At 57.3% G+C, this 22,878-nt stretch carries 20 protein-coding genes and 1 pseudogene; 9 read left to right on the top strand and 12 right to left on the bottom strand.

What is annotated here, in order from left to right:
- Window positions 1-44: 44 nt before the first annotated feature.
- Window positions 45-479, top strand: a complete 435-nt coding sequence (locus FFB58_RS07090; RefSeq protein ID WP_138369459.1) for a DoxX family protein — start codon at window positions 45-47, stop codon at window positions 477-479.
- Window positions 480-555: 76 nt separating this feature from the next.
- Here FFB58_RS07090 and hcr read toward each other — a convergent pair whose 3' ends face one another.
- The 4 genes from hcr to aqpZ all read right to left on the bottom strand — a co-directional run bounded on the left by hcr (window position 556) and on the right by aqpZ (window position 5,108).
- Window positions 556-1,524 carry an NADH oxidoreductase gene (hcr, locus tag FFB58_RS07085; RefSeq protein WP_138369458.1) on the bottom strand — a complete coding sequence of 323 codons (969 nt, stop codon included), beginning with the start codon at window positions 1,522-1,524 and terminating at the stop codon, window positions 556-558.
- Between the two features lie 11 nt (window positions 1,525-1,535).
- Window positions 1,536-3,188 carry a hydroxylamine reductase gene (gene hcp, locus FFB58_RS07080; protein WP_039029513.1) on the bottom strand — a complete coding sequence of 551 codons (1,653 nt, stop codon included), beginning with the start codon at window positions 3,186-3,188 and terminating at the stop codon, window positions 1,536-1,538.
- 143 nt (window positions 3,189-3,331) lie between these two features.
- Entirely contained in the window at window positions 3,332-4,231 is a 900-nt protein-coding gene (locus FFB58_RS07075) for a lysine exporter LysO family protein (RefSeq protein ID WP_138369457.1), read from the bottom strand.
- A gap of 223 nt (window positions 4,232-4,454) precedes the next feature.
- Complete coding sequence (gene aqpZ / locus FFB58_RS07070; RefSeq protein WP_286172628.1) at window positions 4,455-5,108, bottom strand: aquaporin Z; 654 nt, start codon at window positions 5,106-5,108, stop codon at window positions 4,455-4,457.
- On the opposite strand from aqpZ, the gene FFB58_RS23050 reads away from it, so the two are divergent.
- Together FFB58_RS23050 and FFB58_RS07065 are read left to right on the top strand one after the other, a co-directional pair.
- Entirely contained in the window at window positions 5,002-5,223 is a 222-nt protein-coding gene (locus FFB58_RS23050) for a hypothetical protein (protein ID WP_286172629.1), read from the top strand. The genes aqpZ and FFB58_RS23050 overlap by 107 nt on opposite strands.
- A 297-nt stretch (window positions 5,224-5,520) precedes the next feature.
- Window positions 5,521-7,179 carry an ATP-dependent endonuclease gene (locus FFB58_RS07065; protein WP_138369456.1) on the top strand — a complete coding sequence of 553 codons (1,659 nt, stop codon included), beginning with the start codon at window positions 5,521-5,523 and terminating at the stop codon, window positions 7,177-7,179.
- Here the strand turns inward: FFB58_RS07065 and FFB58_RS07060 are convergent.
- Complete coding sequence (locus FFB58_RS07060) at window positions 7,176-8,132, bottom strand: VirK/YbjX family protein (RefSeq protein ID WP_138369455.1); 957 nt, start codon at window positions 8,130-8,132, stop codon at window positions 7,176-7,178. The genes FFB58_RS07065 and FFB58_RS07060 overlap by 4 nt on opposite strands.
- A gap of 159 nt (window positions 8,133-8,291) precedes the next feature.
- Between FFB58_RS07060 and macA the strand changes: the two genes are divergently transcribed.
- Both macA and macB read left to right on the top strand, forming a co-directional pair.
- Window positions 8,292-9,407 (top strand): macrolide transporter subunit MacA, encoded by a 1,116-nt coding sequence (macA, locus tag FFB58_RS07055; RefSeq protein WP_138369454.1) that lies wholly within the window; start codon window positions 8,292-8,294, stop codon window positions 9,405-9,407.
- Window positions 9,404-11,344: a macrolide ABC transporter ATP-binding protein/permease MacB gene (gene macB, locus FFB58_RS07050; protein WP_138369453.1), complete on the top strand. Its 1,941-nt coding sequence runs from the start codon at window positions 9,404-9,406 to the stop codon at window positions 11,342-11,344. Before macA ends, macB begins: the two co-directional genes overlap by 4 nt.
- Window positions 11,345-11,484: 140 nt before the next feature.
- On the opposite strand, the gene cspD is transcribed toward macB, so the two are convergent.
- Window positions 11,485-11,706 carry a cold shock-like protein CspD gene (gene cspD / locus FFB58_RS07045; RefSeq protein WP_032617324.1) on the bottom strand — a complete coding sequence of 74 codons (222 nt, stop codon included), beginning with the start codon at window positions 11,704-11,706 and terminating at the stop codon, window positions 11,485-11,487.
- 323 nt (window positions 11,707-12,029) lie between these two features.
- On the opposite strand from cspD, the gene clpS reads away from it, so the two are divergent.
- From clpS to FFB58_RS07025, 3 genes are all read left to right on the top strand, one after another.
- Window positions 12,030-12,350: an ATP-dependent Clp protease adapter ClpS gene (gene clpS, locus FFB58_RS07040; RefSeq protein WP_032617325.1), complete on the top strand. Its 321-nt coding sequence runs from the start codon at window positions 12,030-12,032 to the stop codon at window positions 12,348-12,350.
- A gap of 30 nt (window positions 12,351-12,380) precedes the next feature.
- The gene (gene clpA / locus FFB58_RS07035; protein ID WP_039029507.1) at window positions 12,381-14,657 is read left to right on the top strand and encodes an ATP-dependent Clp protease ATP-binding subunit ClpA; all 2,277 of its coding nucleotides are present in this window, start codon (window positions 12,381-12,383) and stop codon (window positions 14,655-14,657) included.
- 835 nt (window positions 14,658-15,492) lie between these two features.
- Complete coding sequence (locus FFB58_RS07025; RefSeq protein ID WP_286172584.1) at window positions 15,493-15,906, top strand: hypothetical protein; 414 nt, start codon at window positions 15,493-15,495, stop codon at window positions 15,904-15,906.
- A gap of 76 nt (window positions 15,907-15,982) precedes the next feature.
- On the opposite strand, the gene infA is transcribed toward FFB58_RS07025, so the two are convergent.
- The 6 genes and pseudogenes from infA to trxB form a co-directional block, all read right to left on the bottom strand.
- Window positions 15,983-16,201 carry a translation initiation factor IF-1 gene (gene infA, locus FFB58_RS07020; RefSeq protein ID WP_001040187.1) on the bottom strand — a complete coding sequence of 73 codons (219 nt, stop codon included), beginning with the start codon at window positions 16,199-16,201 and terminating at the stop codon, window positions 15,983-15,985.
- Window positions 16,129-16,302, bottom strand: a pseudogene (locus tag FFB58_RS23045) (hypothetical protein); the annotation flags it as partial. The pseudogene FFB58_RS23045 and the gene infA, both read right to left, overlap by 73 nt.
- Window positions 16,303-16,487: 185 nt before the next feature.
- Window positions 16,488-17,195 (bottom strand): leucyl/phenylalanyl-tRNA--protein transferase, encoded by a 708-nt coding sequence (aat, locus tag FFB58_RS07015; RefSeq protein WP_138369450.1) that lies wholly within the window; start codon window positions 17,193-17,195, stop codon window positions 16,488-16,490.
- Window positions 17,196-17,242: 47 nt separating this feature from the next.
- The gene (gene cydC, locus FFB58_RS07010) at window positions 17,243-18,964 is read right to left on the bottom strand and encodes a cysteine/glutathione ABC transporter ATP-binding protein/permease CydC (protein ID WP_138369449.1); all 1,722 of its coding nucleotides are present in this window, start codon (window positions 18,962-18,964) and stop codon (window positions 17,243-17,245) included.
- Complete coding sequence (cydD, locus tag FFB58_RS07005) at window positions 18,964-20,730, bottom strand: cysteine/glutathione ABC transporter permease/ATP-binding protein CydD (protein ID WP_138369448.1); 1,767 nt, start codon at window positions 20,728-20,730, stop codon at window positions 18,964-18,966. Before cydD ends, cydC begins: the two co-directional genes overlap by 1 nt.
- 113 nt (window positions 20,731-20,843) lie before the next feature.
- Window positions 20,844-21,812: a thioredoxin-disulfide reductase gene (trxB, locus tag FFB58_RS07000; protein ID WP_039029502.1), complete on the bottom strand. Its 969-nt coding sequence runs from the start codon at window positions 21,810-21,812 to the stop codon at window positions 20,844-20,846.
- A 550-nt stretch (window positions 21,813-22,362) separates the two neighbouring features.
- Between trxB and lrp the strand changes: the two genes are divergently transcribed.
- A complete protein-coding gene (gene lrp / locus FFB58_RS06990; protein ID WP_000228469.1) occupies window positions 22,363-22,857 on the top strand; it encodes a leucine-responsive transcriptional regulator Lrp in 495 nt (164 codons plus the stop codon).
- The last annotated feature ends 21 nt before the right edge of the window (window positions 22,858-22,878 follow it).

The raw sequence follows: 22,878 nt of genomic DNA, 5'->3' as shown, positions 1-22,878 counted from the left end.
TCATATTCTGACGGCAGTTAACTTAAAAAATGGAGTAAATTCAGATGGTTAAATCATTGTTAATTGCTGTTAATAAAACGCTAACGCATGACGATTTTGGCAGACTGTTGCTGCGCCTGGCCGTAGGTGGATTGATGCTGTTTCACGGGATGCATAAAGCGATCGATGGGGTGGGGGGGATTGCAGGCATGCTGGTGGCAAAAGGGCTGCCGGGCTTTATCGCTTATGGGGTGTTGATTGGCGAAGTGGTGGCCCCGCTCCTGATTATTCTCGGCATTCTCACCCGTCCGGCGGCGCTGGTGCTGGCTTTTACCATGGTGGTGGCCTGGCTGATGGTGGGCACCGGGAAAACCTTCGCGCTGGATGCGGTAGGGGCCTGGGCGATTGAGAGTCTGGTCTATTTCTTTGTTGGCGCGCTGGCCGTGGCATTTTTAGGGGCAGGGCGGTATTCGGTGGTGAGCGATCCGGCGTGGAAGTAAAAAATCCCCGATATGATATCGGGGATTGTTGTCTTTTGTAGGCCCGGTAAGCGCGAGCGCCACCGGGCGTTTTTCATCAGGCCAGAACCAAATCTCCCTGCGGATGACAGGAGCAGGCCAGCACATAGCCTTCTGCCACTTCGGCATCCGTCAGCGTCATGGTGCTGGTGACGGTATAATTCCCGTCCACCACCTTCGTTTTACAGCATCCGCAGACGCCCGCTCGACAGGCGGCCACCACCGGCACGTTATTGCTCTCCAGCGCGTCCAGCAGCGTGCTGCCCACGCGGCCAAAGAAGGTTTTTGCGGGCTGCAGCTTGGTAAACTTCAGCCCGCTGGTGGCGGCCTCTGCCACCGGCGTAAAGAACTGCTCTTTGAAGAAGCGGGTCACGCCCAGGGCTTTCACCTCTTCTTCAACGATGTCCATGTACGGCGCCGGACCACAGGTCATGACGGTGCGGGCGGCGATATCCGGCACGCTTTGCAACAGCTCGCGGCTGAGACGACCGGCGACAAATCCCTCGGTGGCGTTGTTTTCCGCCACCAGCGTGACCGGATAATTCCGCCATTCGTCGGCAAAAATCACATCCTGCGGCGAGCGGACGCTGAAGATCACCTCCACGTCAGCCTGCGGACGGTTCTTCGCCAGCCAGCGACGCATCGACATCACCGGCGTGACGCCGCATCCGGCGGCCAGCAGCAGGAATTTATCTTCCGGCTTATCGTCACAGGTAAAATCACCCTGCGCGTCAGACAGCCAGATGTAATCCCCACGCTTCACGTCGTGCGTCAGCCACTGCGAGCCTGCCCCCTCATCAATGCGGCGGACGGTCAGCGTGATGTACTCGCTGATGCCAGGCGTTGAGGAGATCGTGTACGCCCGCAGCGTATCCGCTGAGTTACGCACGCTGACCAGCGCATACTGCCCGGCACGGTATGGATAATAGTCGTGGCACAGCAACGAAATCGTCCAGACATCCGGCGTTTCCTGATGGATGTGGTGAACCTGCATCCGCCATGGGCACTGATGGGTTGGCATAGTCATTCTTTTACTCCTTACGCGCTCAGCAGCTGCTTCATGTCTTCTTCAACGGTGGTCACGGAACGCAGACCAAACTTCTCGTTGAGCACCGCCAGCAGATCCGGGGTAAAGAAGCCAGGTGCGGTCGGGCCGGTGACGATGTTTTTCACGCCCAGCGACAGCAGGGTCAGCAGGATCACAATCGCTTTCTGTTCGAACCAGGAGAGTACCAGCGACAGCGGCAGGTCGTTCACGCCACAGCCCAGTTTTTCTGCCAGGGTGACGGCCAGGATGATGGCAGAGTAAGCATCGTTACACTGACCGGCATCGATCAGGCGCGGCAGGCCTTCGATATCGCCGAACTCCAGCTTGTTGAAGCGGTATTTACCACACGCCAGGGTCAGGATCAGGCAGTCGTCCGGAACGCTGGTGGCGAAATCGGTGAAGTAGTTACGTTCGCCGCGCGCGCCGTCACAGCCGCCGACCAGGAAGATGTGGCGCAGTTTTTCGCGGCTCACCAGGTCGATCAGGGAATCCGCCGCGCCCAGCAGGGTCTGACGACCGAAACCAACGGTGATCAGGTGAGGAATTTCGCTGTACGGGAAGCCCGCCATCTGCTGCGCCTGGGCAATCACCGGACCAAAGTCGTCGCCTTCGAGGTGGCTCACGCCCGGCCAGCCGACGATGCTGCGGGTCCAGATACGATCGTCGTAAGCCCCCACGGTTGGGTCGATGATGCAGTTAGAGGTCATCACGATGGGGCCTGGGAAGCGGGCGAACTCCACCTGCTGGTTCTGCCAGCCGCTGCCGTAGTTACCGATCAGATGTTTGAATTTACGCAGCTCCGGGTAGCCGTGGGCGGGCAGCATCTCACCGTGGGTGTAGACGTTGACGCCGGTGCCGTCGGTCTGCTCCAGCAGGTTGTAGAGATCTTTCAGGTCGTGACCGGAAATCAGGATGCATTTCCCTTCGGTCGCTTTGACGTTGACCTGAGTCGGGGTCGGGTGGCCGTATTTGGTGGTTTCACCGGCGTCCAGAATGCTCATCACTTTGAAGTTCATCTGGCCGATTTCCATGGAGCACTCCAGCAGAGCGTTCATGTCGGAAGGCCAGGTGCCCAGCCATGCCATGATTTTGTGGTACTGGGCGTAGATGTCGTTGTCGTACTGATCCAGAACGTGGGCGTGCTCCATATAGGCCGCGGCGCCTTTCAGACCGTACAGGCACAGCAGGCGCAGGCCGAGGATGTTTTCGCCAATCGCGGCTTTGTCTTTATTCGGGGTAAATTCTGCCGCCTGGCGCTGCAGGTCACCCAGGTCATCGCTCACCAGCTGCAGGTCGGCCATTGGGTTATCCACGCGGGCACCGGCATCGGCAGCCAGGCACTGCGCTTTCAGGGCTTCGCGCAGGGCGATGGCTTCGCGGGCGTAGCCCACAATGCGCGGGGAGTCGAAGTTAACGTTAGTCAGGGTTGAGAAGAACGCGCGCGGGGCGAAGTTATCCACGTAATGGTCGATGATGCCATATTCCCGGGCTTTCAGCGCCCAGGCGGATAAACCCTGCAGGGAGGCAATCAGCAGATCCTGCAGATCGGAAGTTTCTGCGGTTTTACCGCACATGCCCTGTGCGTAAGAGCAGCCGTTGCCAGCTGGAGTACGGATAGTTTGTTCACATTGCACACAAAACATAATCACACCTGTTAAAGTTATATTTAATATACATGTTTAAGGTTATGCCTGAGGCGATACGGAGAAAAGGGCTTTCTGCTACAAACTGGAGGGAGATTGATTTAGCGCAATTTTGGCGGCAGCAGGCTACCGCCAAAGAAGTATCAGGCGGAGAAGAACGCCATCATGACGGGCACCAGCAGGCTTAAAATAAAGCCGTGTACGATGGCGGCAGGCACCATCTCCAGCCCGCCCGAGCGTTGCAGAACCGGCAGGGTAAAGTCCATTGAGGTGGCGCCGCACAGCCCCAGCGCCGTGGAGCGACTGCGGCGAACCAGACCCGGGATCAGCATAATGGCGATCAGCTCCCGCGCGAGATCGTTAAAGAAGGCGGCGCTGCCAATCACCGGCCCAAAGGATTCGGTTAACAGAATGCCGGAAAGGGAATACCAGCCAAACCCGGAGGCCATCGCCAGGGCGGTATTGAGCGGCAGGTCGAGAACAAAGGCGTTAATGACCCCGCCCACCATTGAACTGCCCACCACAATGACCGCCACCATCATGCCGCGGCGGTTGAGCACGATCTGCTTCAGGGTCATGCCATTATTTCGCAGCTGAATACCAATAAGGAACAGCAGGAAGATCAGCGTATATTCACTGGCCTCGGTGGCGTGCTGTAAAAAAGCATATCCGGTGAGCCCCAGCAGAAAACCGAGCAATACCACGCCGCATAATTTTAATGACTCCAGCGCCATCGCAATACGTGAGGGTAATTTTTCCTGATGGTGATGGTTTTTCCACGGAATGACGCGCTCCAGCCAGAAAAGCGCCGCAATATTGCAGGCCAGGATAACCACCATGGTAATAACAGAATAGTGAAGAATAGAGAGCAGATTGGTCGCCAGATTATCGAGGAAGGCGAGGCTGATCCCCATAAAAAAGAGAATGACGTAGACAATCCAGCTCAGTAAACGGTTGATCAGTTTTAGCGCTGACAGATGATGAAGCGGAATGAGATAGCCCACGATCAGCGGGAGGAGAATGATTAAGAGTCCTGAAAACATGAACAACCGGTCCTTTATTTGAGTGGCGCTGAGACACTACCCAATTAAGGCTGTTCAGTAAAGATGAAAACAGTGCCGGGCGGCGCTTCGCTTGCCCGGCCTACGAAATACTGTCCTGTAGGCCGGGTAAGGCGTAGCCGCCACCCGGCACCATAACGCGCGAAATGCACTGTCTGTAGGCCGGGTAAGGCGAAGCCGCCACCCGGCACCACAACGCGCAATATTAATCGCGTTTTTCCAGCAGGGTACGGTACAGCACGCCGCCGAGGATCCCGCCAACAATCGGCATCACCCAGAACAGCCACAGCTGCTGCAGCGCCCAGCCACCCTGGAAGATAGCTACCGCGGTGCTGCGCGCCGGGTTAACGGAGGTATTGGTCACCGGAATGCTGATCAGGTGGATCAGAGTCAGCGCCAGGCCAATCGCAATCGGCGCGAAACCGGCCGGGGCATGCTTGTCGGTTGCGCCGTGGATCACCAGCAGGAAGCCCGCCGTCAGCACGATTTCAATCACGATGGCAGAAAGCATGGAGAAGCCGCCAGGGGAGTGCTCGCCAAAGCCGTTGGAGGCAAAACCGCTGGCCGCAGCGTCAAAGCCTGCTTTACCGCTGGCCACCACATACAGAATAGCGGCAGCGATAATCCCGCCAATCACCTGGGCAATAATATAGCCAAGAACCTCTTTCGCCGGAAAACGACCGCCCGCCCACAGACCTAATGTTACCGCCGGGTTAAAGTGACCACCGGAAATATGCCCTACAGCATAGGCCATGGTTAAAACCGTTAATCCGAAGGCCAGTGAAACCCCGACAAAACCAATTCCCAGTTCCGGGAACCCTGCTGCCAGCACGGCGCTGCCGCATCCACCAAATACCAACCAGAATGTACCAAAGCATTCAGCTGCTAATTTTCTGAACATAACCACCTCAAAGAAAAATGAGCGCAATCCTGCGCCATTGTTATTTATCGCCAAAATTAGCGATGATTTTTAAAGCGCCACTATTCTAAAAATGAATATTCACTCTCACCAGTCATATAAATACGGTAAGTTTGATGTAGGGCAATGTGTTGCGCTTCCTTGCTAAATTAAGGCGTGTAAAGCAGAGTTGAATTTTCGGCAGCAAGAATATTCCGCCGAAATCGTTATTTCAAATGAAAGTTACTGGTTAAATTCTTAATTTTCGATCATGCCGGTCTTTATTCCGCCGACGACCGGGTGTCCGTCCGGGCCCGCTGGCGTTATACTCCTGATAACTTAAAGGAAAAAGTTTATCTCTCCCGGAGGGTACATGTTACTTGAACGTGTGGAAATCGTGGGGTTTCGCGGCATTAATCGTCTGTCGCTGATGCTTGAGCAAAACAACGTGCTGATCGGGGAAAACGCCTGGGGTAAATCCAGCCTGCTGGATGCCCTGACGCTGCTGTTGTCGCCGGAAACGGACCTGTACCATTTTGTCGGGGAAGATTTCTGGTTCCCGCCCGGAGATGTGCTGGGACGCGAACATCATCTGCATATCATCCTCACCTTTCGTGAAGCCGAGCCGGGCCGCCATCGCGTCCGCCGCTATCGCCCCTTAGCCGACTGCTGGGTGCCCTGTGATGACGGCTACCAGCGCATTTTTTACCGTCTGGAAGGCGAACTGGCTGACGATGACAGCGTCCTGACCCTGCGCGGTTTTCTTGATAGCACTGGCCATATCCTGCCGCTTGATGACATCGACGAGCGGGCGCGCCATCTGGTTCGACTGATGCCGGTGCTGCGCCTGCGCGACGCCCGCTTTATGCGCCGTATCCGCAACGGTACGGTGCCGAATATGCCCGATGTGGAGGTCACCGCCCGGGAGCTGGACTACCTGGCCCGGGAACTGGTGGCTCGTCCGCAGAACCTGACCGACGGCCAGATCCGCCAGGGACTGTCGGCGATGGTGCAGCTGCTGGAACACTACTTCTCCGAGCAGGGTACTTCGCCGGTGCGCAACCGGCTGATGCGGCGGCGCTCCCATGACGAGCAGCGCAGCTGGCGTTATCTCGACATCATCAACCGGATGATTGACCGGCCCGGCGGCCGCTCGCACCGGGTGATCCTGCTGGGGCTCTTCTCGACGCTGCTGCAGGCGAAAGGCACCGTCCGGCTGGACCGGGATGCCCGCCCGCTGCTGCTGGTGGAAGATCCCGAGACGCGCCTGCACCCGATCATGCTCTCGGTGGCATGGCACCTGCTGAACCTGCTGCCGCTCCAGCGCATCGCCACCACCAACTCCGGGGAGTTGCTGTCTTTGACCCCGGTGGAACATGTCTGTCGGCTGGTGCGTGAGTCGTCGCGGGTCACGGCTTACCGCCTCGGACCGGGGGGCATGAACGCCGAAGACAGCCGTCGCATCGCCTTCCACATTCGCTTCAACCGCGCCTCCTCGCTGTTTGCCCGCTGCTGGCTGCTGGTGGAAGGGGAGACCGAAACCTGGGTGATAAACGAGCTGGCCCGTCAGTGCGGCCACCACTTCGATGCCGAGGGCATCAAGGTGATTGAGTTTGCCCAGTCGGGCTTAAAACCGCTGATTAAATTTGCCCGACGGATGGGCATCGAATGGCACGTGCTGGTGGATGGCGACGAGGCGGGCAAGAAATATGCCGCTACCGTGCGCGGGCTCATCAATAACGACAGGGAAGAGGAGCGCGAACACCTGACGGCGCTGCCCGCCATGGACATGGAGCATTTCATGTACCGGCAGGGCTTTTCCGACGTCTTTCACCGGGTGGCGATGATCCCCGATGATATCCCGATGAACATGCGGCGGGTGATCATGAAGGCCATTCACCGTTCGTCGAAGCCCGATCTGGCGATTGAAGTGGCGATGGAGGCGGGACGGCGGGGCGTCGAGGCGGTGCCCACGCTGCTGCGGAAAATGTTCTCCCGCGTGCTGTGGCTGGCACGCGGGAGAGCGGATTAACGGCGGGTCGCCTCGTTTACCTGGTCAACCAGGCTGTCCAGCAGGGCAAAGCGGCGGCGGTATTCGGCGCGTTTTTTGCTGGCGATCTCCTCCATCGGCTTGCGCGGCATGGCGAGTGGCAGCCTGAAGTTACCCTCGCTGTCGCGCTCCCCGCCAACGGAGAGCCAGAAGCTGTCGTAGTCGGCCAGCAGTTTCCCCTCTTTTTTCTTGCGATAGCGCCAGCTGCGATAAATATGGGTGCTGTTGCTGACGGCAATAATCTGATCCACGGCCAGGGCGCTGCCCAGCGTCATGGCGGCCTCCACCAGCAGGCGTTTCGGGAACAGGCCGTGGCAGGCTTTGGTGGCGCTCTGGATCGCCTCGTGCGGCACAAAGGCTTTTGCCCCCTGCATCCCGCCGATAAACAGCGTGGAAGTGCCATTAATCTGACACAGCGTAAAGGTCATCTCTGCCAGCACCGTCTGCTGCGCATCGCAAAACGCCAGCGTCGCCTCTCCCTCTTTATCGAGAAACGCATCGGCGCACAGGCGCACGGTAAAGGGCTGGTCGTCTTTTCCGGTGAGGGTCAGCAAGGTGATCCCCTCCCGGGAGAGATAGCCGTTCATCAGCGCAGCCGGGAGCCGCTTCTGCATGGTCTGATAGTGCCAGTTCAACGCCTGCAGCGTTTGCTGGCGGTTCATCGCCACCGAGAGCCAGGGGCGATGCAGGCGGCAGGGCAGCCCCGGCTGAGCCTGCAACATTTGCAGTAATTGCGGCTGTTTTGAAAGGTGCGACAGCAGACGCGCGGTGCTGAACGGCGTCATCAGCGAGCGCAGCATGAACTTGCGGCGATAGGCCGGGTTGCGCCAGGCGAGGCCGGGGGTTAATGTCCCGGATGCCAGATGCTGGAATAGCTGCCAGGCTGATTTAGGTTGCGGCTGATGTGTATAAGATGACTCTGCGATGGACGACATGATAAATACCGGTCTTGTTGCCAGGCTTTTATTTCAGCAGGGACTTTATCAACCTCTCCTCAACGATTTTTATCCATCCGGAAAAGCAGGGGTTTCGTTGAGGAATGGTTTAGTTAGAATCAACAGTTATGTAAGCCGGAATAGCTATTTGGAATATTTATGAAATTAAAGGGAAAGCGCAGGAAGCTGTTTCTGCTGCTGGTGCTGGTTGTACTGGTGGGTGGATTCTGGCTGTGGCGGGTGCTTAACGCACCGGTGCCGCAATATCAGACACTGATTGTCCGTCCGGGCGAGCTGCAGCAGAGCGTGCTGGCTACCGGCAAGCTGGATGCGCTGCGCAAGGTTGACGTGGGCGCCCAGGTCAGCGGCCAGCTGAAGACGCTGTCGGTGGAGATTGGCGACAAGGTGAAAAAAGGGCAGCTGCTGGGGGTTATCGATCCGGAGCAGGCTGAAAACCAGATCAAAGAGGTGGAAGCGACCCTGATGGAGCTGCGCGCCCAGCGTAGCCAGGCAGAGGCGGAGCGGAAGCTGGCCCAGGTAACCCTGAACCGCCAGCGGCAGCTGGTCACCACTCAGGCCATCTCGCAGCAGGATCTGGATACCTCGACGACAGAACTGGCGGTGAAGCAGGCGCAGATTGGCACCATCGACGCGCAGATCAAACGCAACCAGGCCTCGCTGGACAGCGCGAAAACTAACCTCGATTACACCCGCATCGTTGCGCCGATGGCCGGGGAAGTGACGCAAATCACCACCCTGCAGGGGCAGACGGTGATTGCCGCCCAGCAGGCGCCGAACATCCTGACCCTCGCGGATATGGGCACCATGCTGGTGAAGGCTCAGGTTTCTGAAGCGGATGTGATCCACCTTAAACCGGGGCAAAAGGCCTGGTTTACCGTGCTCGGCGATCCGCAAACCCGCTACGAAGGGGTGCTGAAAGATATTCTCCCGACCCCGGAGAAGGTCAACGACGCCATCTTCTATCACGCCCGTTTTGAAGTGCCTAACCCGCAGGGGGTGCTGCGCCTGGACATGACCGCTCAGGTGCATATTCAGCTCTCCGGGGTGAAAAACGTGCTGACCATTCCGCTGGCGGCGCTGGGCGCCCCGGTGGGAGACAACCGCTATAACGTGAAGGTGCTGCGTAACGGCGAAACGCGCGAGCGTGAGGTGAGCCTCGGCTCGCGTAACGACACCGATGTGGTGGTGGTTAAAGGGCTGGAAGAGGGTGAAGAGGTGGTCATCAGCGAGAGCCAGCCGGGGGCGGCTAAATGACGGCCCTGCTGGAGCTGAATGATATCCGCCGCAGCTATCCGTCCGGCGACGGGCCGGTGGAGGTACTGAAGGGCATCACTATGCGGGTAGAGGCTGGGGAAATGGTGGCGATTGTCGGAGCCTCGGGTTCCGGTAAATCGACGCTGATGAACATCCTCGGCTGCCTGGATAAGCCCACCAGCGGCACCTACCGCGTGGCGGGCACCGATGTCGCCACCCTGGACAGCGACGCGCTGGCCAAACTCCGCCGGGAACATTTCGGCTTTATTTTTCAACGTTACCATCTGCTCTCGCACCTGAGCGCGGCGCAAAACGTTGAAGTGCCGGCGGTCTATGCGGGCGTGGAGCGTAAAAAACGCCTTGAGCGAGCCCAGGCGCTACTCACCCGGCTCGGGCTGGGGGAGCGGGTGGATTATCAGCCCTCGCAGCTCTCCGGCGGCCAGCAGCAGCGGGTCAGTATCGCCCGGGCGCTGATGAACGGCGGGCAGGTGATCCTCGCCGATGAACCGACCGGGGCGCTGGACAGCCACTCCGGGGAAGAGGTGATGGCGATCCTGCACCAGCTGCGGGATCAGGGGCATACGGTGATTATCGTTACCCACGATCCGCAGGTGGCCTCCCAGGCCGGGCGCATCGTCGAGATCCACGACGGCGAACTGGTCAGCAATCCACCCCCCGGGCTCAATGCCACCCGGCGTCAGGAGGTGGCGCTCCCGCCCCCGTCCGGCTGGCGGCAGTTTGCCAGCAGTTTCCGCGAAGCGCTGACCATGGCCTGGCTGGCGATGGCCGCCAACAAGATGCGTACCCTGCTGACCATGCTCGGGATCATCATCGGTATCGCCTCGGTGGTATCGATTGTGGTGGTAGGCGACGCCGCCAAACAGCTGGTGCTGTCGGATATCCGCTCCATCGGTACCAACACCATCGACGTCTATCCCGGTAAAGACTTTGGCGATGACGAGCCGCAGTACCAGCAGGCACTGAAATATGACGATCTGGCGGCGATCCAGAAGCAGCCGTGGGTCAACTCCGCCACCCCGGCAGTGTCGCAGAACCTGCGTCTGCGCTACGGCAATATCGACGTGGCGGCCAGCGCCAACGGCGTCAGTGGGGACTACTTTAACGTCTACGGCATGACCTTCAGCGAAGGGGGCACCTTCAATGCGGAGCAGCTCGCAGGGCGGGCCCAGGTGGTGGTGCTGGATGCCAACTCCCGGCGGCAGCTGTTTCCCAATAAAGCGAAGGTGGTGGGCGAGATCGTGCTGGTGGGCAACATGCCTGCGACGGTGATCGGCGTGGCGGAGGAGAAACAGTCGATGTTTGGCAGCAGCAAGATTTTGCGTGTCTGGCTGCCTTACACCACCATCTCCGGGCGCATTATGGGGCAGTCATGGCTCAACTCGATCACCGTGCGGGTGAAAGACGGCTACGACAGCGCCCAGGCGGAGCAGCAGCTTGAGCGCCTGCTCTCCCTGCGCCACGGGAAGAAAGATTTCTTCACCTGGAACATGGACGGGCTCTTGAAAACGGCTGAAAAGACCACACGTACTTTACAGCTCTTTCTCACCCTGGTGGCGATCATCTCCCTGCTGGTGGGGGGAATAGGGGTGATGAATATTATGCTGGTGTCGGTGACGGAGCGGACGCGCGAAATCGGCATTCGCATGGCGGTAGGTGCCCGGGCCAGCGACGTGCTGCAACAGTTTTTAATTGAGGCGGTGCTGGTCTGTCTGGTGGGCGGGGCGCTGGGGATCACGCTCTCGTTGTTAATCGCCTTCACGCTGCAGCTGTTTTTACCCGGCTGGGAGATCGGTTTTTCACCGATGGCGCTGCTAACCGCCTTCCTTTGTTCTACCTTTACCGGGGTGCTGTTTGGCTGGTTGCCGGCAAGAAACGCCGCGCGGCTGGATCCGGTGGATGCGTTAGCCCGGGAGTAAGTGCGTTGGCCAACAATAATTTGTAGGTCCGTGCAAGCGCAGCGCCGCCGGGCGTCAGGCCGCACAACCGCACACAAATAAAAATGCCAGCGCATCGGGCTGGCATTTTGAGTGCGGGGTGTACACAATGAAACAGAGGGCTATGCCACCACTTCTGCTTCGATGGGCACAATAACGCTGGCATGATTGCCTTTTGGCCCGAGGTGTACATCGAACCGGACGGCCTGCCCGGCTTTCAGCGTTCTGTATCCATCCATCTGAATGGTGGAGTAATGCGCGAAGATGTCTTCGCCGCCGCCTTCAGGGCAGATAAAACCAAACCCTTTGGCGTTGTTAAACCACTTAACTGTACCCGTTTCCATGCTTCGACATCCTTCGTAAATCTTATTGAGTTAGATGTAATGAACCGGTGGTGAAGTGGGGGCTGCTCAAAACCTCGCCAACTCACGCTTGTACAATTTAGATAAACCAAAGGCAGCGTCAAGCATTTGGCGGGGAAGGGAGGGGAAAAATGCGTCAAAATTTGAAGCAGTTAACGCTATTGCCAGGTATTGTGACAGACATCGCGGATGGCAATAATAGATGTGAGTTATCTGACATCTGAGGTAGATTCAGGTTATGTATAGCCTCCTGTCAGCTTCAGAAAGACGCGACCGGAGACCGTAAACGAAGATGACGACTGACAATGGGTAAGACGAACGACTGGCTCGATTTCGACAAGCTGGCGGAAGATAAAGTGCGCGACGCGCTAAAACCGCCATCTATGTATAAAGTTATGTTAATGAACGATGATTACACGCCGATGGAATTTGTTATTGACGTGCTACAAAAGTTCTTTTCTTATGATGTTGAACGTGCAACGCAACTGATGCTTACGGTTCACTATCATGGCAAAGCCATCTGCGGTGTTTTTACTGCAGAAGTCGCCGAAACCAAGGTGGCAATGGTGAACCAGTATGCAAGGGAGAACGAGCATCCGTTGCTGTGTACGCTGGAAAAAGCCTGAATAAGGCAATGAAAATTGGGGGAGGTGCCTATGCTCAATCAAGAACTGGAACTCAGTTTAAACATGGCTTTCGCCAGAGCGCGTGAGCACCGACATGAGTTTATGACGGTCGAGCACCTGCTGCTTGCACTGCTCAGTAACCCATCCGCCCGCGAAGCGCTTGAAGCCTGCTCCGTGGACCTGGTGGCGCTGCGTCAGGAACTTGAAGCCTTCATCGAACAGACCACACCTGTACTGCCCGTTAGTGAAGAGGAGCGCGATACACAACCCACGCTCAGCTTCCAGCGTGTACTCCAGCGTGCGGTATTCCACGTCCAGTCCTCCGGACGTAGCGAAGTTACCGGTGCAAACGTGCTGGTTGCCATCTTCAGCGAGCAGGAGTCGCAAGCCGCGTACCTGCTGCGCAAACACGAAGTCAGCCGCCTTGATGTGGTGAACTTCATCTCTCACGGAACGCGAAAAGACGAGCCGAATCAGGCATCGGATTCCGGCCATCAGGCCAACAGCGAAGAGCAGGCAGGCGGGGAGGAACGTATGGAAAACTTCACCACCAATCTTAACCAGCTTGCCCGCGTCGGCGGTATCGACCCGCTGATTGGCCGCGACAAAGAGCTGGAACGAGCGATTCAGGTACTGTGCCGCCGCCGTAAGAACAACCCGCTGCTGGTGGGTGAATCAGGCGTGGGTAAAACCGCTATCGCCGAAGGGCTGGCCTGGCGCATTGTGCAGGGCGACGTCCCGGAAGTGATTGCCGACTGCACCATCTATTCGCTGGATATCGGTTCCCTGCTGGCCGGCACCAAATACCGCGGTGATTTTGAGAAACGTTTCAAAGCGCTGCTGAAACAGCTGGAGCAGGATACCAACAGCATCCTGTTTATCGACGAGATCCATACCATCATCGGCGCCGGTGCGGCATCGGGTGGCCAGGTGGATGCCGCCAACCTGATCAAACCGCTGCTCTCCAGCGGCAAAATCCGGGTGATTGGCTCAACCACCTACCAGGAGTTCAGCAATATTTTCGAAAAAGACCGCGCCCTGGCGCGTCGCTTCCAGAAAATCGACATTACTGAACCGTCGGTTGAAGAAACGGTGCAGATCATCAACGGCCTGAAACCGAAGTACGAAGCGCACCACGACGTGCGTTATACCGCGAAAGCGGTGCGTGCGGCGGTGGAGCTGGCGGTGAAATACATCAACGACCGTCATCTGCCGGATAAAGCGATTGACGTGATCGACGAAGCAGGCGCGCGTGCGCGTCTGATGCCGGTCAGCAAGCGTAAGAAAACGGTCAACGTGGCGGATATCGAATCCGTGGTGGCCCGCATCGCGCGTATCCCTGAGAAGAGCGTTTCTCAGAGCGACCGCGATACGCTGAAAAACCTCGGCGATCGCCTGAAAATGCTGGTCTTTGGGCAGGATAAAGCCATTGAGGCCTTAACCGAAGCCATTAAGATGGCCCGCGCCGGACTGGGGCACGATCATAAGCCTGTCGGTTCCTTCCTGTTCGCCGGTCCGACCGGGGTGGGGAAAACCGAGGTAACCGTTCAGCTCTCCAAAGCGCTGGGCATTGAGCTGCTGCGCTTTGATATGTCCGAGTACATGGAGCGTCACACCGTCAGCCGTCTGATCGGTGCGCCTCCGGGATACGTGGGCTTTGACCAGGGCGGCCTGCTCACCGATGCGGTGATCAAGCATCCGCACGCGGTTCTGCTGCTCGATGAGATCGAGAAAGCGCACCCGGACGTCTTTAACCTGCTGTTGCAGGTGATGGACAACGGGACGCTGACCGACAACAACGGGCGCAAGGCGGACTTCCGCAACGTGGTGATGGTGATGACCACCAACGCCGGGGTGCGTGAGACCGAGCGTAAGTCCATCGGCCTGATCCACCAGGATAACAGCACCGATGCGATGGAAGAGATCAAGAAGGTCTTTACGCCGGAGTTCCGTAACCGTCTGGACAACATTATCTGGTTCGATCATCTGTCTACTGAGGTGATCCATCAGGTGGTGGATAAGTTCATCGTCGAGCTGCAGGTTCAGCTGGATCAGAAAGGGGTCTCCCTGGAAGTGAGTCAGGAAGCCCGCAACTGGCTGGCAGAGAAAGGCTACGATCGTGCGATGGGTGCACGTCCGATGGCGCGTGTGATTCAGGACAACCTGAAAAAACCGTTGGCTAACGAGCTGCTGTTTGGTTCGCTTGTGGATGGTGGGCAGGTGACGGTGGCCCTGGATCAGGCGAAGAATGAGCTGACGTATGATTTCCAGAGTGCGGCGAAGCATAAGCCGGAAGCGGCTCACTAACGCTGTTATGTGATGATAAAAACCGGGTGAAAGCCCGGTTTTTTTATGGCTCGTTATGGGGGAGTTTGTAGGCCCGTGCAAGCGTAGCGCCGCCGGGCAATGCACGTTGGTAACATGTGGCGGCTGTGGTGGTTCCGTTCACCTTACGTTTCTTGCTTCTCTGTAAACCACGTCACCCGTGAACGTGCCAGGGGGGCTCGCCGCCTCCCCCCTGGCAACCCCGGCTCCCGGCAAAGAAAATCGCCGCTTCGCGGTCCCCTCAGCTTATTCCTTCAGGCTTTCGGGTCGGACGTGATCCTACATCCATGTAGGTCACGCCCTCTCGGCGCATCCATGCGCCTCGCCCCGGCCTTGCGGAAACGCTTCGGCGATTTTCAGCCGGACCTGGCCACCGCTGTAGTTGCTAAGTCAACCTTGCGCTCTGTCATCGCTGTACGCTCGATCGGTTCCCTCTCCCTGAGGGAGAGGGTTAGGGTGAGGGGAGGCCGCCCGCACCCTAATTAAAAATTTTGCGAGGCGTTATCCAGAAATGAAACCGGTGTATTGCTGGATAAAACTACAGTAATAGAATGGCGATGCACCTGCAAAATCAGGTGCCAGGATTGGCGTCCTGAACAAACTTCGGAAATGATGTTGCATGCGCAACATTAGCGGTTTCGTTCACTCTTTTGAAAGCTGCGGATATAATCCGTACGTTCAGATTATGGTGGGCTGGGCCTGGGCTTCTCTGAAGCGCCGATTTTTCCGAGGGTAGTCGGTACGCCAACCTGGTTCAGTCCACCGCCTGAGTTGGCGTTCGGGTGGTCAGAAAAAATTACTTTCGGAGATTATGATTATGGATAATTACAGTATCACCCAGCTTTACAGCGAACTCGAACTCAGCACCCCAGATCTCTCCACCCTGGCCGCGCGTTGCAATTTGCTCACCGAAATCCTCGTCGATTGCGACTCACTACCGCAAACGCAGCCTGTCTGCCGCTGCCTTGCGGCATACCTGGACGCATTCAAAAATGAGCTGGAAAATTCGATGACAGATTTTCGCGTGCTGGATGAGACGGAGATCCCGCCCACGCACAGGCAAGAGTGGCTGCTGGACAGCACCGAATCCCAGTGCGATTACTGCCGGGCCTTAAACCATGTACTGCTGGTGTCGCACTTCGATCGCGAAATGCTCCCGCATCTCACCGGGCTGCTGCACGAGATCAGCCACGCGATGCTGGCCGATCTGACCGTGGTGCATATCCACTAAGACGCGACGGCATAAAAAAAGGCCGGGATTACCCGGCCTTTATTATTCTCACTACGCCATTCGCGGCGAAAAACTCTTAGCGACTACGGAAGACAATGCGGCCTTTGCTCAGGTCGTACGGGGTCAGCTCAACAGTCACTTTGTCGCCCGTCAGAATACGGATATAGTTCTTACGCATTTTACCGGAGATATGCGCGGTAACGACGTGACCGTTTTCCAGTTCTACGCGAAACATGGTGTTAGGCAACGTTTCGAGAACGGTACCCTGCATTTCAATATTGTCTTCTTTGGCCATCTAATCCTCTGGGGTATCACTACCAAGTTTTGAACCGGCAAGATAATGCCGAAATTCATCAATTAAGTAAAGATTTGCGCGTTTAAAACGCAGCAAAGCAGTTTCAGCGTATTACCCGGACGTCACGGATGAACCGTACGAAAAGCGCATACGTAAAGGGGAGGTGGCAGGATAAACGATAGGGCGTTATCGGATGCGAACTATTCCCAAACGGCGGCGGGGCAACAGGCAGAACCTACTCTGCGGCAGAATTATAGCACCTTGAGGAAAAATATGCGGAAAACATTTATCTTTGGGGCATAAATAACGTCGCTGGCACCCAGAAGTTCTGCGGTAATTTTTGCATGCGCAGGGTTGCCAGCTGTGCCAGATATTCATGGCGGGAGATCTCGACCGCGCCCAGAGAGGCGGTATGTTCGTTCAGCACCTGGCAATCAACTAATTTCCCGCCGCTGCGGGCAAAACGCTCGCAGAAAACCAGCAGTGCGGTTTTCGAGGCGTTAACCGCCCGGCTGAACATCGATTCGCCGCAGAACAGCGTGCCCTGCGCTACGCCGTACATCCCGCCAACCAGTTCATTCTTATCGTCCCACACCTCAATGGAATGGGCATAACCCAGTTCGTGCAGGCGATGGTAGGCGTCGATCACCTCCGGCGTGATCCAGGTACCTTCAAAACGATCGTTGGCGCACCCCTGGATCACCTGGCCAAACGCGTGGTTGAGGGTGACGCGATAAGGGGAGCGCGCGTGAAAGCGTTTCATGCTGCGGCTGATATGAAATTCCGCAGGCCACATAACGGCGCGGGGGTCGGGCGACCACCATAAGATCGGATCGCCGGGAGAAAACCACGGAAAAATCCCGCGCTGGTACGCCATCAGTAAACGCGACGGGCTCAGATCGCCGCCCAGGGCCAGCAAACCATTGGGTTCGCGCAGCGCCCCTTCCGGAGAAGGGAACGCAAGAGAGTGACGAGAAAGCTGGACCAGGCGCATGACAACAAAACTCCAGTACGCAAAGTGGGGATCGGTTCAAATATAGACTACAGACGTTGTTTAAACTGGTAGTAGCGGCCCTGTTTTGCCAACAGTTCAGCGTGATTACCTTGCTCAATAATGTGTGCGTTGTCCATCACAATAATTTGATCGAAATCCGCCAGGCCGCGCAGGCGGTGCGTCACCATCAGCACCGTTTTGCCTTGCATCTCTTCTTTCAGTAAATCAAGGATTTGGCGCTCGGTTGTGGCGTCCAGCCCCTCGGTCGGTTCATCCAGCAACATCAGCGGCGCATTGTGCAGCAGCGCGCGGGCAATCGCCAGACGGCGCAGCTCGCCACCGGAAAGCTGACGGCCGCCTTCGCCCAGCCAGCTGTTGAGCCCTTCGTCTTCCAGCAGCTTGTGCAGACCCACTTTTACCAGCATCGCACCCAAAACTTCATCGGCGGTGCCGGGGGCCGCTAATAGCAGGTTGTCACGCAGGGTGGCGCTGAAAAGATGGACCCGCTGCGGCACCACGCTTACCGTTTTGCGCAGGGCTGGCTCGCTCATCTGCATCAGGGGCGTGTCGTTGAACAGGATCTCTCCCTTCGCTGGATCCCAGGCGCGGGTCAGGAGCTGCAGCAACGTGGATTTACCGCAGCCCGTGCGTCCCAGCACCGCAACGTGGGCACCTGCGGGGATCGTCAGATTAATATGGTCCAGCGCGGGCTGGGCCTGAACGTCGTAGGCAAAGCTCACATCCGCTAGACGCAGAGCCAGCTGCTCAGGCACTTCAGACGCAGCGGTGCTGAACTGTACCTCAGGCTCCTGACCGGTGATTTGCGTGATGCGCAGCGCCGAGGCCACCACCTGTCCCAGGTGCTGAAACGCACCGGTCACCGGAGCTAGAGCTTCGAACGCCGCCAGCGCACAGAAGACAAAAAGCGCAATGAGCGGGCCCGGCTGGGTGTTATCGCCCACGCCGCCAGAAGCCATCCACAGCATCGCCATTACTGCGCCTCCGCCAATCAACAGCATCAACGCCTGTGACAGGGCCGTTAACTCGGACTGCTTGCGCTGGGCTTCGTGCCAGTTAAGCTCGGTATTTTCCATCTGCGCGCGATAGCGACGGCTGGCACCAAAGATCGTCAGCTCCGCCTGACCCTGCAGCCAGCCCGTCAGCTGCTGGCGATACTCGCCGCGCAGACGGGTCAGGTTTTCGCCGGTCGGTTTCCCGGCCCGGTAAAACAGGGGCGGTAATACAAAGAGCGTCGCGAGCATGATCCCGCCGAGTACCAGCGCAATGTGAACATCCAGCAGGCACAGCCCGAGGGTGACGACCACAATCACCACCAGCGCACCCACCAGCGGGGAGATGACGCGCAGGTAGAGGTGATCAAGAGTATCGACGTCCGCGACAACGCGGTTAAGCAGTTCGCCCTGGCGATAGCGCGCCAGTCCGGCAGGGGAGAGGGGGAGCAACTTGCTGAAGGTGGTTACGCGCAGGTGTTGCAGGACGCGGAAGGTCGCGTCATGGCTGACCAGACGTTCAAAGTAGCGCCCGGCAGTACGGGTGATCGCCGTGCCGCGCACCCCGGCGGCAGGCAGCATATAGTTGAAGCTGTACAGTCCGGCAAACCCGGCTACCGCCGAGGCAGAGAGGAACCAGCCGGAGAGCGTTAACAGGCCGATGCTGGCCAGCAGGGTGACAATCGCCAGCACCACGCCCAGCGTCAGCATCCATTTGTGGCGCATATACAGCGCCAGATAAGGCAGTAAAGCGCGCATCAGATCTCCTCCTGACGGTTTGCCAGCAGGGCCGCAAACGAGCCCTGTGCCGCTGAAAGCGTAGCGTAATCGCCCTGCTCAACAAGCTGGCCGTTTTCCATTACCCAAATCTGATCCCACTGAGCGATGCCCTCCAGCTGGTGGGTTACCATCAGCGTGGTCTGCTGCTGCGATGCGGCATCCAGGGCCAGCATCACGCGCTGTTCACTGTGCGCATCCAGGCTGGCGGCGGGCTCATCCAGCAGTAAAAGCTGGCACGGGTTGAGCAGGGCGCGGGCCACGGCAATACGCTGCGCCTGACCGACGGAGAGCCCCGCCGACTGATCGCCCACCACCGTGTCCACGCCATTCGGAAGAAGGGGGAGAAACTCGCTGACCCACGCCCGATCGAGCACCGACTGCAACTCTTCTTCGCTGGCGTCCGGGCGCGCCAGCAGCACGTTTTCCCGCAGCGTGGCTGCCGGAAGCTGCGGGTTCTGACCCACCCAGCTTAAGTGGGTGCGCCACTCGTCAGGATCGAGCGCAGAGAGCTCAACCTGGTTGATTCGCAACGAGCCGCTGTAGGCCATAAAGCCGGATAACGCATTCAGCAGCGAGCTTTTGCCCGAGCCGCTGGTACCCACCAGCACCACCCGCTGGCCTGCCGCCAGGGTGAAGTTTAATGGCCCTGCCAGTACTTTGCCCTCCGGCGAGAGGACGCAGAAATCTTCGGCCTCCACGCTTACCGGTTTGCTGGTGCTCAGGGTCACGTCGCCGCGCTGCGGATGGGCCAGCGGCGTTTCAAGGAAGGTTTTCAGGCTGTCGGCCGCGCCCACTGCCTGCGCTTTCGCATGATAAAAGGTGCCCAGATCGCGCAATGGCTGGAAAAACTCCGGCGCCAGAATCAGTGCCAGGAAGCCTGCCGAGAGGGTCACAGCGGTACCGTAATGACCGAAATCGAGGGCGCCCAGGTAGGAGAAACCAAAATAGACGGCAACCAGCGCAATCGACAGGGAGGTAAAGAACTCCAGCACCCCGGAGGAGAGAAACGCCAGGCGTAACACTTCCATGGTGCGCTGGCGGAAATCCTGGGAGGCGTGGCGGATGTTTTCGGTTTCGGCTTCGCCACGACCAAAAATACGCAGCGTCTCCATGCCGCGCAGGCGGTCAAGGAAATGGCCGCTAAGCCGGCCGAGCGCCAGGAAGTTGCGGCGGTTGGCGTCGGCGGCCCCCATACCGACCATCGCCATAAACAGCGGGATCAGCGGGGCGGTACCCAGCAGGATCAGCGCGGCAACCCAGTTATAAGGGAAAATGGCGAGCACAATCAGCAGGGGAACAAAAGCGGCCAGCGCCATCTGGGGCAGATAGCGGGCATAGTAGTCGTGCATATCATCGATTTGCTCTAGGATGAGCGTCGCCCAGCTTCCGGCAGGCTTGCCCTGGATCCAGGCGGGCCCGGCCTCCTGCAGCCTGTCGAGCACCTGGCGGCGAATTTCATAGCGGATATTCTGTCCGGCGTGAAAACCCACGCGCTCACGCAACCAGACCACCCAGGCACGCAGGATAAAAACAAGGATCAGCACAATGAAAGGCAGTAACAGAGCCTCCCGCGGGATATTTTCCATGATCATATGATTAAGAATGCGGGCCAGCAGCCATGCCTGGCCAACAATCAACAGTCCGCTGATAAACCCTAAAAGACGGGAAATATTCAGCCAGCGGCGGGAAAGAACGCTTTGCTGTTTAAGCCAGCGTGTTAACTCTTGTTGACGGGTTTTTTCCATTGCGTGCTTTGCAGGTGATGTTATTAGGTATTGGGCACGGCAATGTTACATCGCAGAGACAATAAAGGCGACTTATCGCCGCCTTTTTTACGTTTGTTGCTGATTTGTAAAAATTATTTACTCTGATCGGCCAGTCCGTCGAGATATCGTTCTGCATCCAGCGCGGCCATACAACCGGTGCCCGCAGAGGTGATTGCCTGACGATAAATGTGGTCCATTACGTCGCCCGCAGCGAACACGCCCGGGATGCTGGTCTGGGTGGCATTGCCATGAATACCGGACTGCACTTTGATGTAGCCGTTCTCCAGCTCCAGCTGACCGTCGAAGATCGCCGTGTTCGGGCTGTGGCCGATGGCAACAAACAGACCCGCCACTTCCAGCGTTTCGACGTTGTCGGTGTTCTGCGTATCACGGATGCGCAGACCTGCAACGCCCATCTGATCGCCGGTCACTTCTTCAAGGGTGCGGTGGGTATGCAGCACGATATTGCCGCTGGCCACTTTGTCCATCAGACGCTTGATCAGGATCTTTTCCGCGCGGAAAGTATCACGGCGGTGAATGAGGTGCACTTCAGAGGCGATATTCGCCAGATACAGTGCCTCTTCAACCGCGGTGTTGCCGCCGCCGATGACCGCGACCTTCTGGTTGCGATAGAAGAAACCGTCGCAGGTTGCGCAGGCAGAAACGCCGCGGCCTTTAAACGCCTCTTCAGACGGCAGGCCCAGATAGCGGGCAGAAGCACCGGTCGCGACGATCAGCGCGTCGCAGGTATATTCCGCGTTATCACCGATCAGGCGGAACGGACGGTTTTGCAGATCGACCTTGTTGATGTGGTCAAAAATGATTTCGGTATCAAATTTGGCGGCATGCTCGTGCATGCGTTCCATCAGCAACGGCCCGGTCAGGCCTTCAGGATCGCCTGGCCAGTTTTCTACTTCGGTCGTGGTGGTCAGCTGACCGCCTTTTTCCATGCCCGTGATCAGTACCGGTTGCAGGTTAGCGCGTGCAGCGTAGACCGCTGCGGTGTATCCCGCAGGTCCAGAACCAAGAATTAGAAGTTTGCTGTGTTTGGCCGTGCCCATGAGATCCCCATTGTTGTTGGCAGACATTTTCCCGGATTGTAGGGAATTTGTTGCCGTAAAAAAAGGGCGCAGCGATTTTGTTAACGATGTGTGTAATAGAAAGCGCCAATCAACCGCCGCGCGGGAAAGGTGATTTTATAACAATAATGGTAGGTAATCGGTCGAAACTGCGGCGATAAAATGAGGATTAATCGCCGGACGTAATGAATATCCGGCATGTTGTACTAAAAATCGATGTTTTGCTTTGACAATCCCCTGCGCTTTTGCGAAAACATTCAAGGAAGAAAAAAAACGGTCTTTGTGTTTCGCATAGTCATGCACAAAATCACCATTTTTACCGGGTCAGCGAAATCTACGCATGGTGTGGACAGATGCCATACGTGATGTTGATGGCCGCCTCTGGGCAACGGTCTTCATACCACATAACCCCAATCAGCATCGCGTAAACTAAAAAACAGGCGATGCGGTTAACCGCGGGGAAAGACTCTGAACAGTGAAGTGCACAGGGTCCTGGCAGGAGTTAGGGAAGGAATACAGAGAGACAATAATAATGGTAGATAGCAAGAAGCGCCCTGGCAAAGATCTCGACCGTATCGATCGTAACATTCTTAATGAATTGCAAAAGGATGGGCGTATTTCCAACGTCGAGCTTTCAAAACGTGTGGGACTTTCCCCGACGCCATGCCTTGAGCGTGTGCGCCGACTGGAAAGACAGGGTTTTATTCAGGGCTATACAGCACTGCTGAACCCGCATTATCTGGATGCCTCACTTCTGGTATTTGTTGAGATTACTCTGAATCGTGGTGCGCCGGATGTGTTTGAGCAATTCAATGCCGCCGTGCAAAAACTTGAAGAAATTCAAGAGTGTCATCTGGTTTCCGGTGATTTCGACTACCTGTTGAAAACCCGCGTACCTGATATGTCCGCATACCGTAAGCTGCTTGGCGAAACCCTGCTGCGACTGCCTGGTGTGAACGACACCCGTACCTACGTGGTAATGGAAGAAGTCAAACAGAGCAATCGTCTGGTTATTAAGACGCGCTAACACGGAACAGGTGCAATATCA

Source organism: Enterobacter sp. MF024 (assembly GCF_005843915.1).
In the GTDB taxonomy this organism is placed as follows: Bacteria; Pseudomonadota; Gammaproteobacteria; order Enterobacterales; family Enterobacteriaceae; genus Enterobacter; species Enterobacter barmai.
This window is presented reverse-complemented; position numbering and strand designations above follow the sequence as displayed.

Coding starts and splice junctions, on each gene's coding strand:
- FFB58_RS07060 (WP_138369455.1), bottom strand. CDS start 8,132: ATGTCGTCCATCGCAGAGTCATCTTATACACATCAGCCGCAACCTAAA.
- trxB (WP_039029502.1), bottom strand. CDS start 21,812: ATGGGCACGGCCAAACACAGCAAACTTCTAATTCTTGGTTCTGGACCT.
- FFB58_RS07065 (WP_138369456.1), top strand. CDS start 5,521: ATGTTACTTGAACGTGTGGAAATCGTGGGGTTTCGCGGCATTAATCGT.
- clpS (WP_032617325.1), top strand. CDS start 12,030: ATGGGTAAGACGAACGACTGGCTCGATTTCGACAAGCTGGCGGAAGAT.
- hcp (WP_039029513.1), bottom strand. CDS start 3,188: ATGTTTTGTGTGCAATGTGAACAAACTATCCGTACTCCAGCTGGCAAC.
- hcr (WP_138369458.1), bottom strand. CDS start 1,524: ATGACTATGCCAACCCATCAGTGCCCATGGCGGATGCAGGTTCACCAC.
- clpA (WP_039029507.1), top strand. CDS start 12,381: ATGCTCAATCAAGAACTGGAACTCAGTTTAAACATGGCTTTCGCCAGA.
- lrp (WP_000228469.1), top strand. CDS start 22,363: ATGGTAGATAGCAAGAAGCGCCCTGGCAAAGATCTCGACCGTATCGAT.
- macB (WP_138369453.1), top strand. CDS start 9,404: ATGACGGCCCTGCTGGAGCTGAATGATATCCGCCGCAGCTATCCGTCC.
- cydC (WP_138369449.1), bottom strand. CDS start 18,964: ATGCGCGCTTTACTGCCTTATCTGGCGCTGTATATGCGCCACAAATGG.
- macA (WP_138369454.1), top strand. CDS start 8,292: ATGAAATTAAAGGGAAAGCGCAGGAAGCTGTTTCTGCTGCTGGTGCTG.
- infA (WP_001040187.1), bottom strand. CDS start 16,201: ATGGCCAAAGAAGACAATATTGAAATGCAGGGTACCGTTCTCGAAACG.
- FFB58_RS23050 (WP_286172629.1), top strand. CDS start 5,002: ATGGTTAAAACCGTTAATCCGAAGGCCAGTGAAACCCCGACAAAACCA.
- FFB58_RS07025 (WP_286172584.1), top strand. CDS start 15,493: ATGGATAATTACAGTATCACCCAGCTTTACAGCGAACTCGAACTCAGC.
- FFB58_RS07090 (WP_138369459.1), top strand. CDS start 45: ATGGTTAAATCATTGTTAATTGCTGTTAATAAAACGCTAACGCATGAC.
- aat (WP_138369450.1), bottom strand. CDS start 17,195: ATGCGCCTGGTCCAGCTTTCTCGTCACTCTCTTGCGTTCCCTTCTCCG.
- cydD (WP_138369448.1), bottom strand. CDS start 20,730: ATGGAAAAAACCCGTCAACAAGAGTTAACACGCTGGCTTAAACAGCAA.
- FFB58_RS07075 (WP_138369457.1), bottom strand. CDS start 4,231: ATGTTTTCAGGACTCTTAATCATTCTCCTCCCGCTGATCGTGGGCTAT.
- cspD (WP_032617324.1), bottom strand. CDS start 11,706: ATGGAAACGGGTACAGTTAAGTGGTTTAACAACGCCAAAGGGTTTGGT.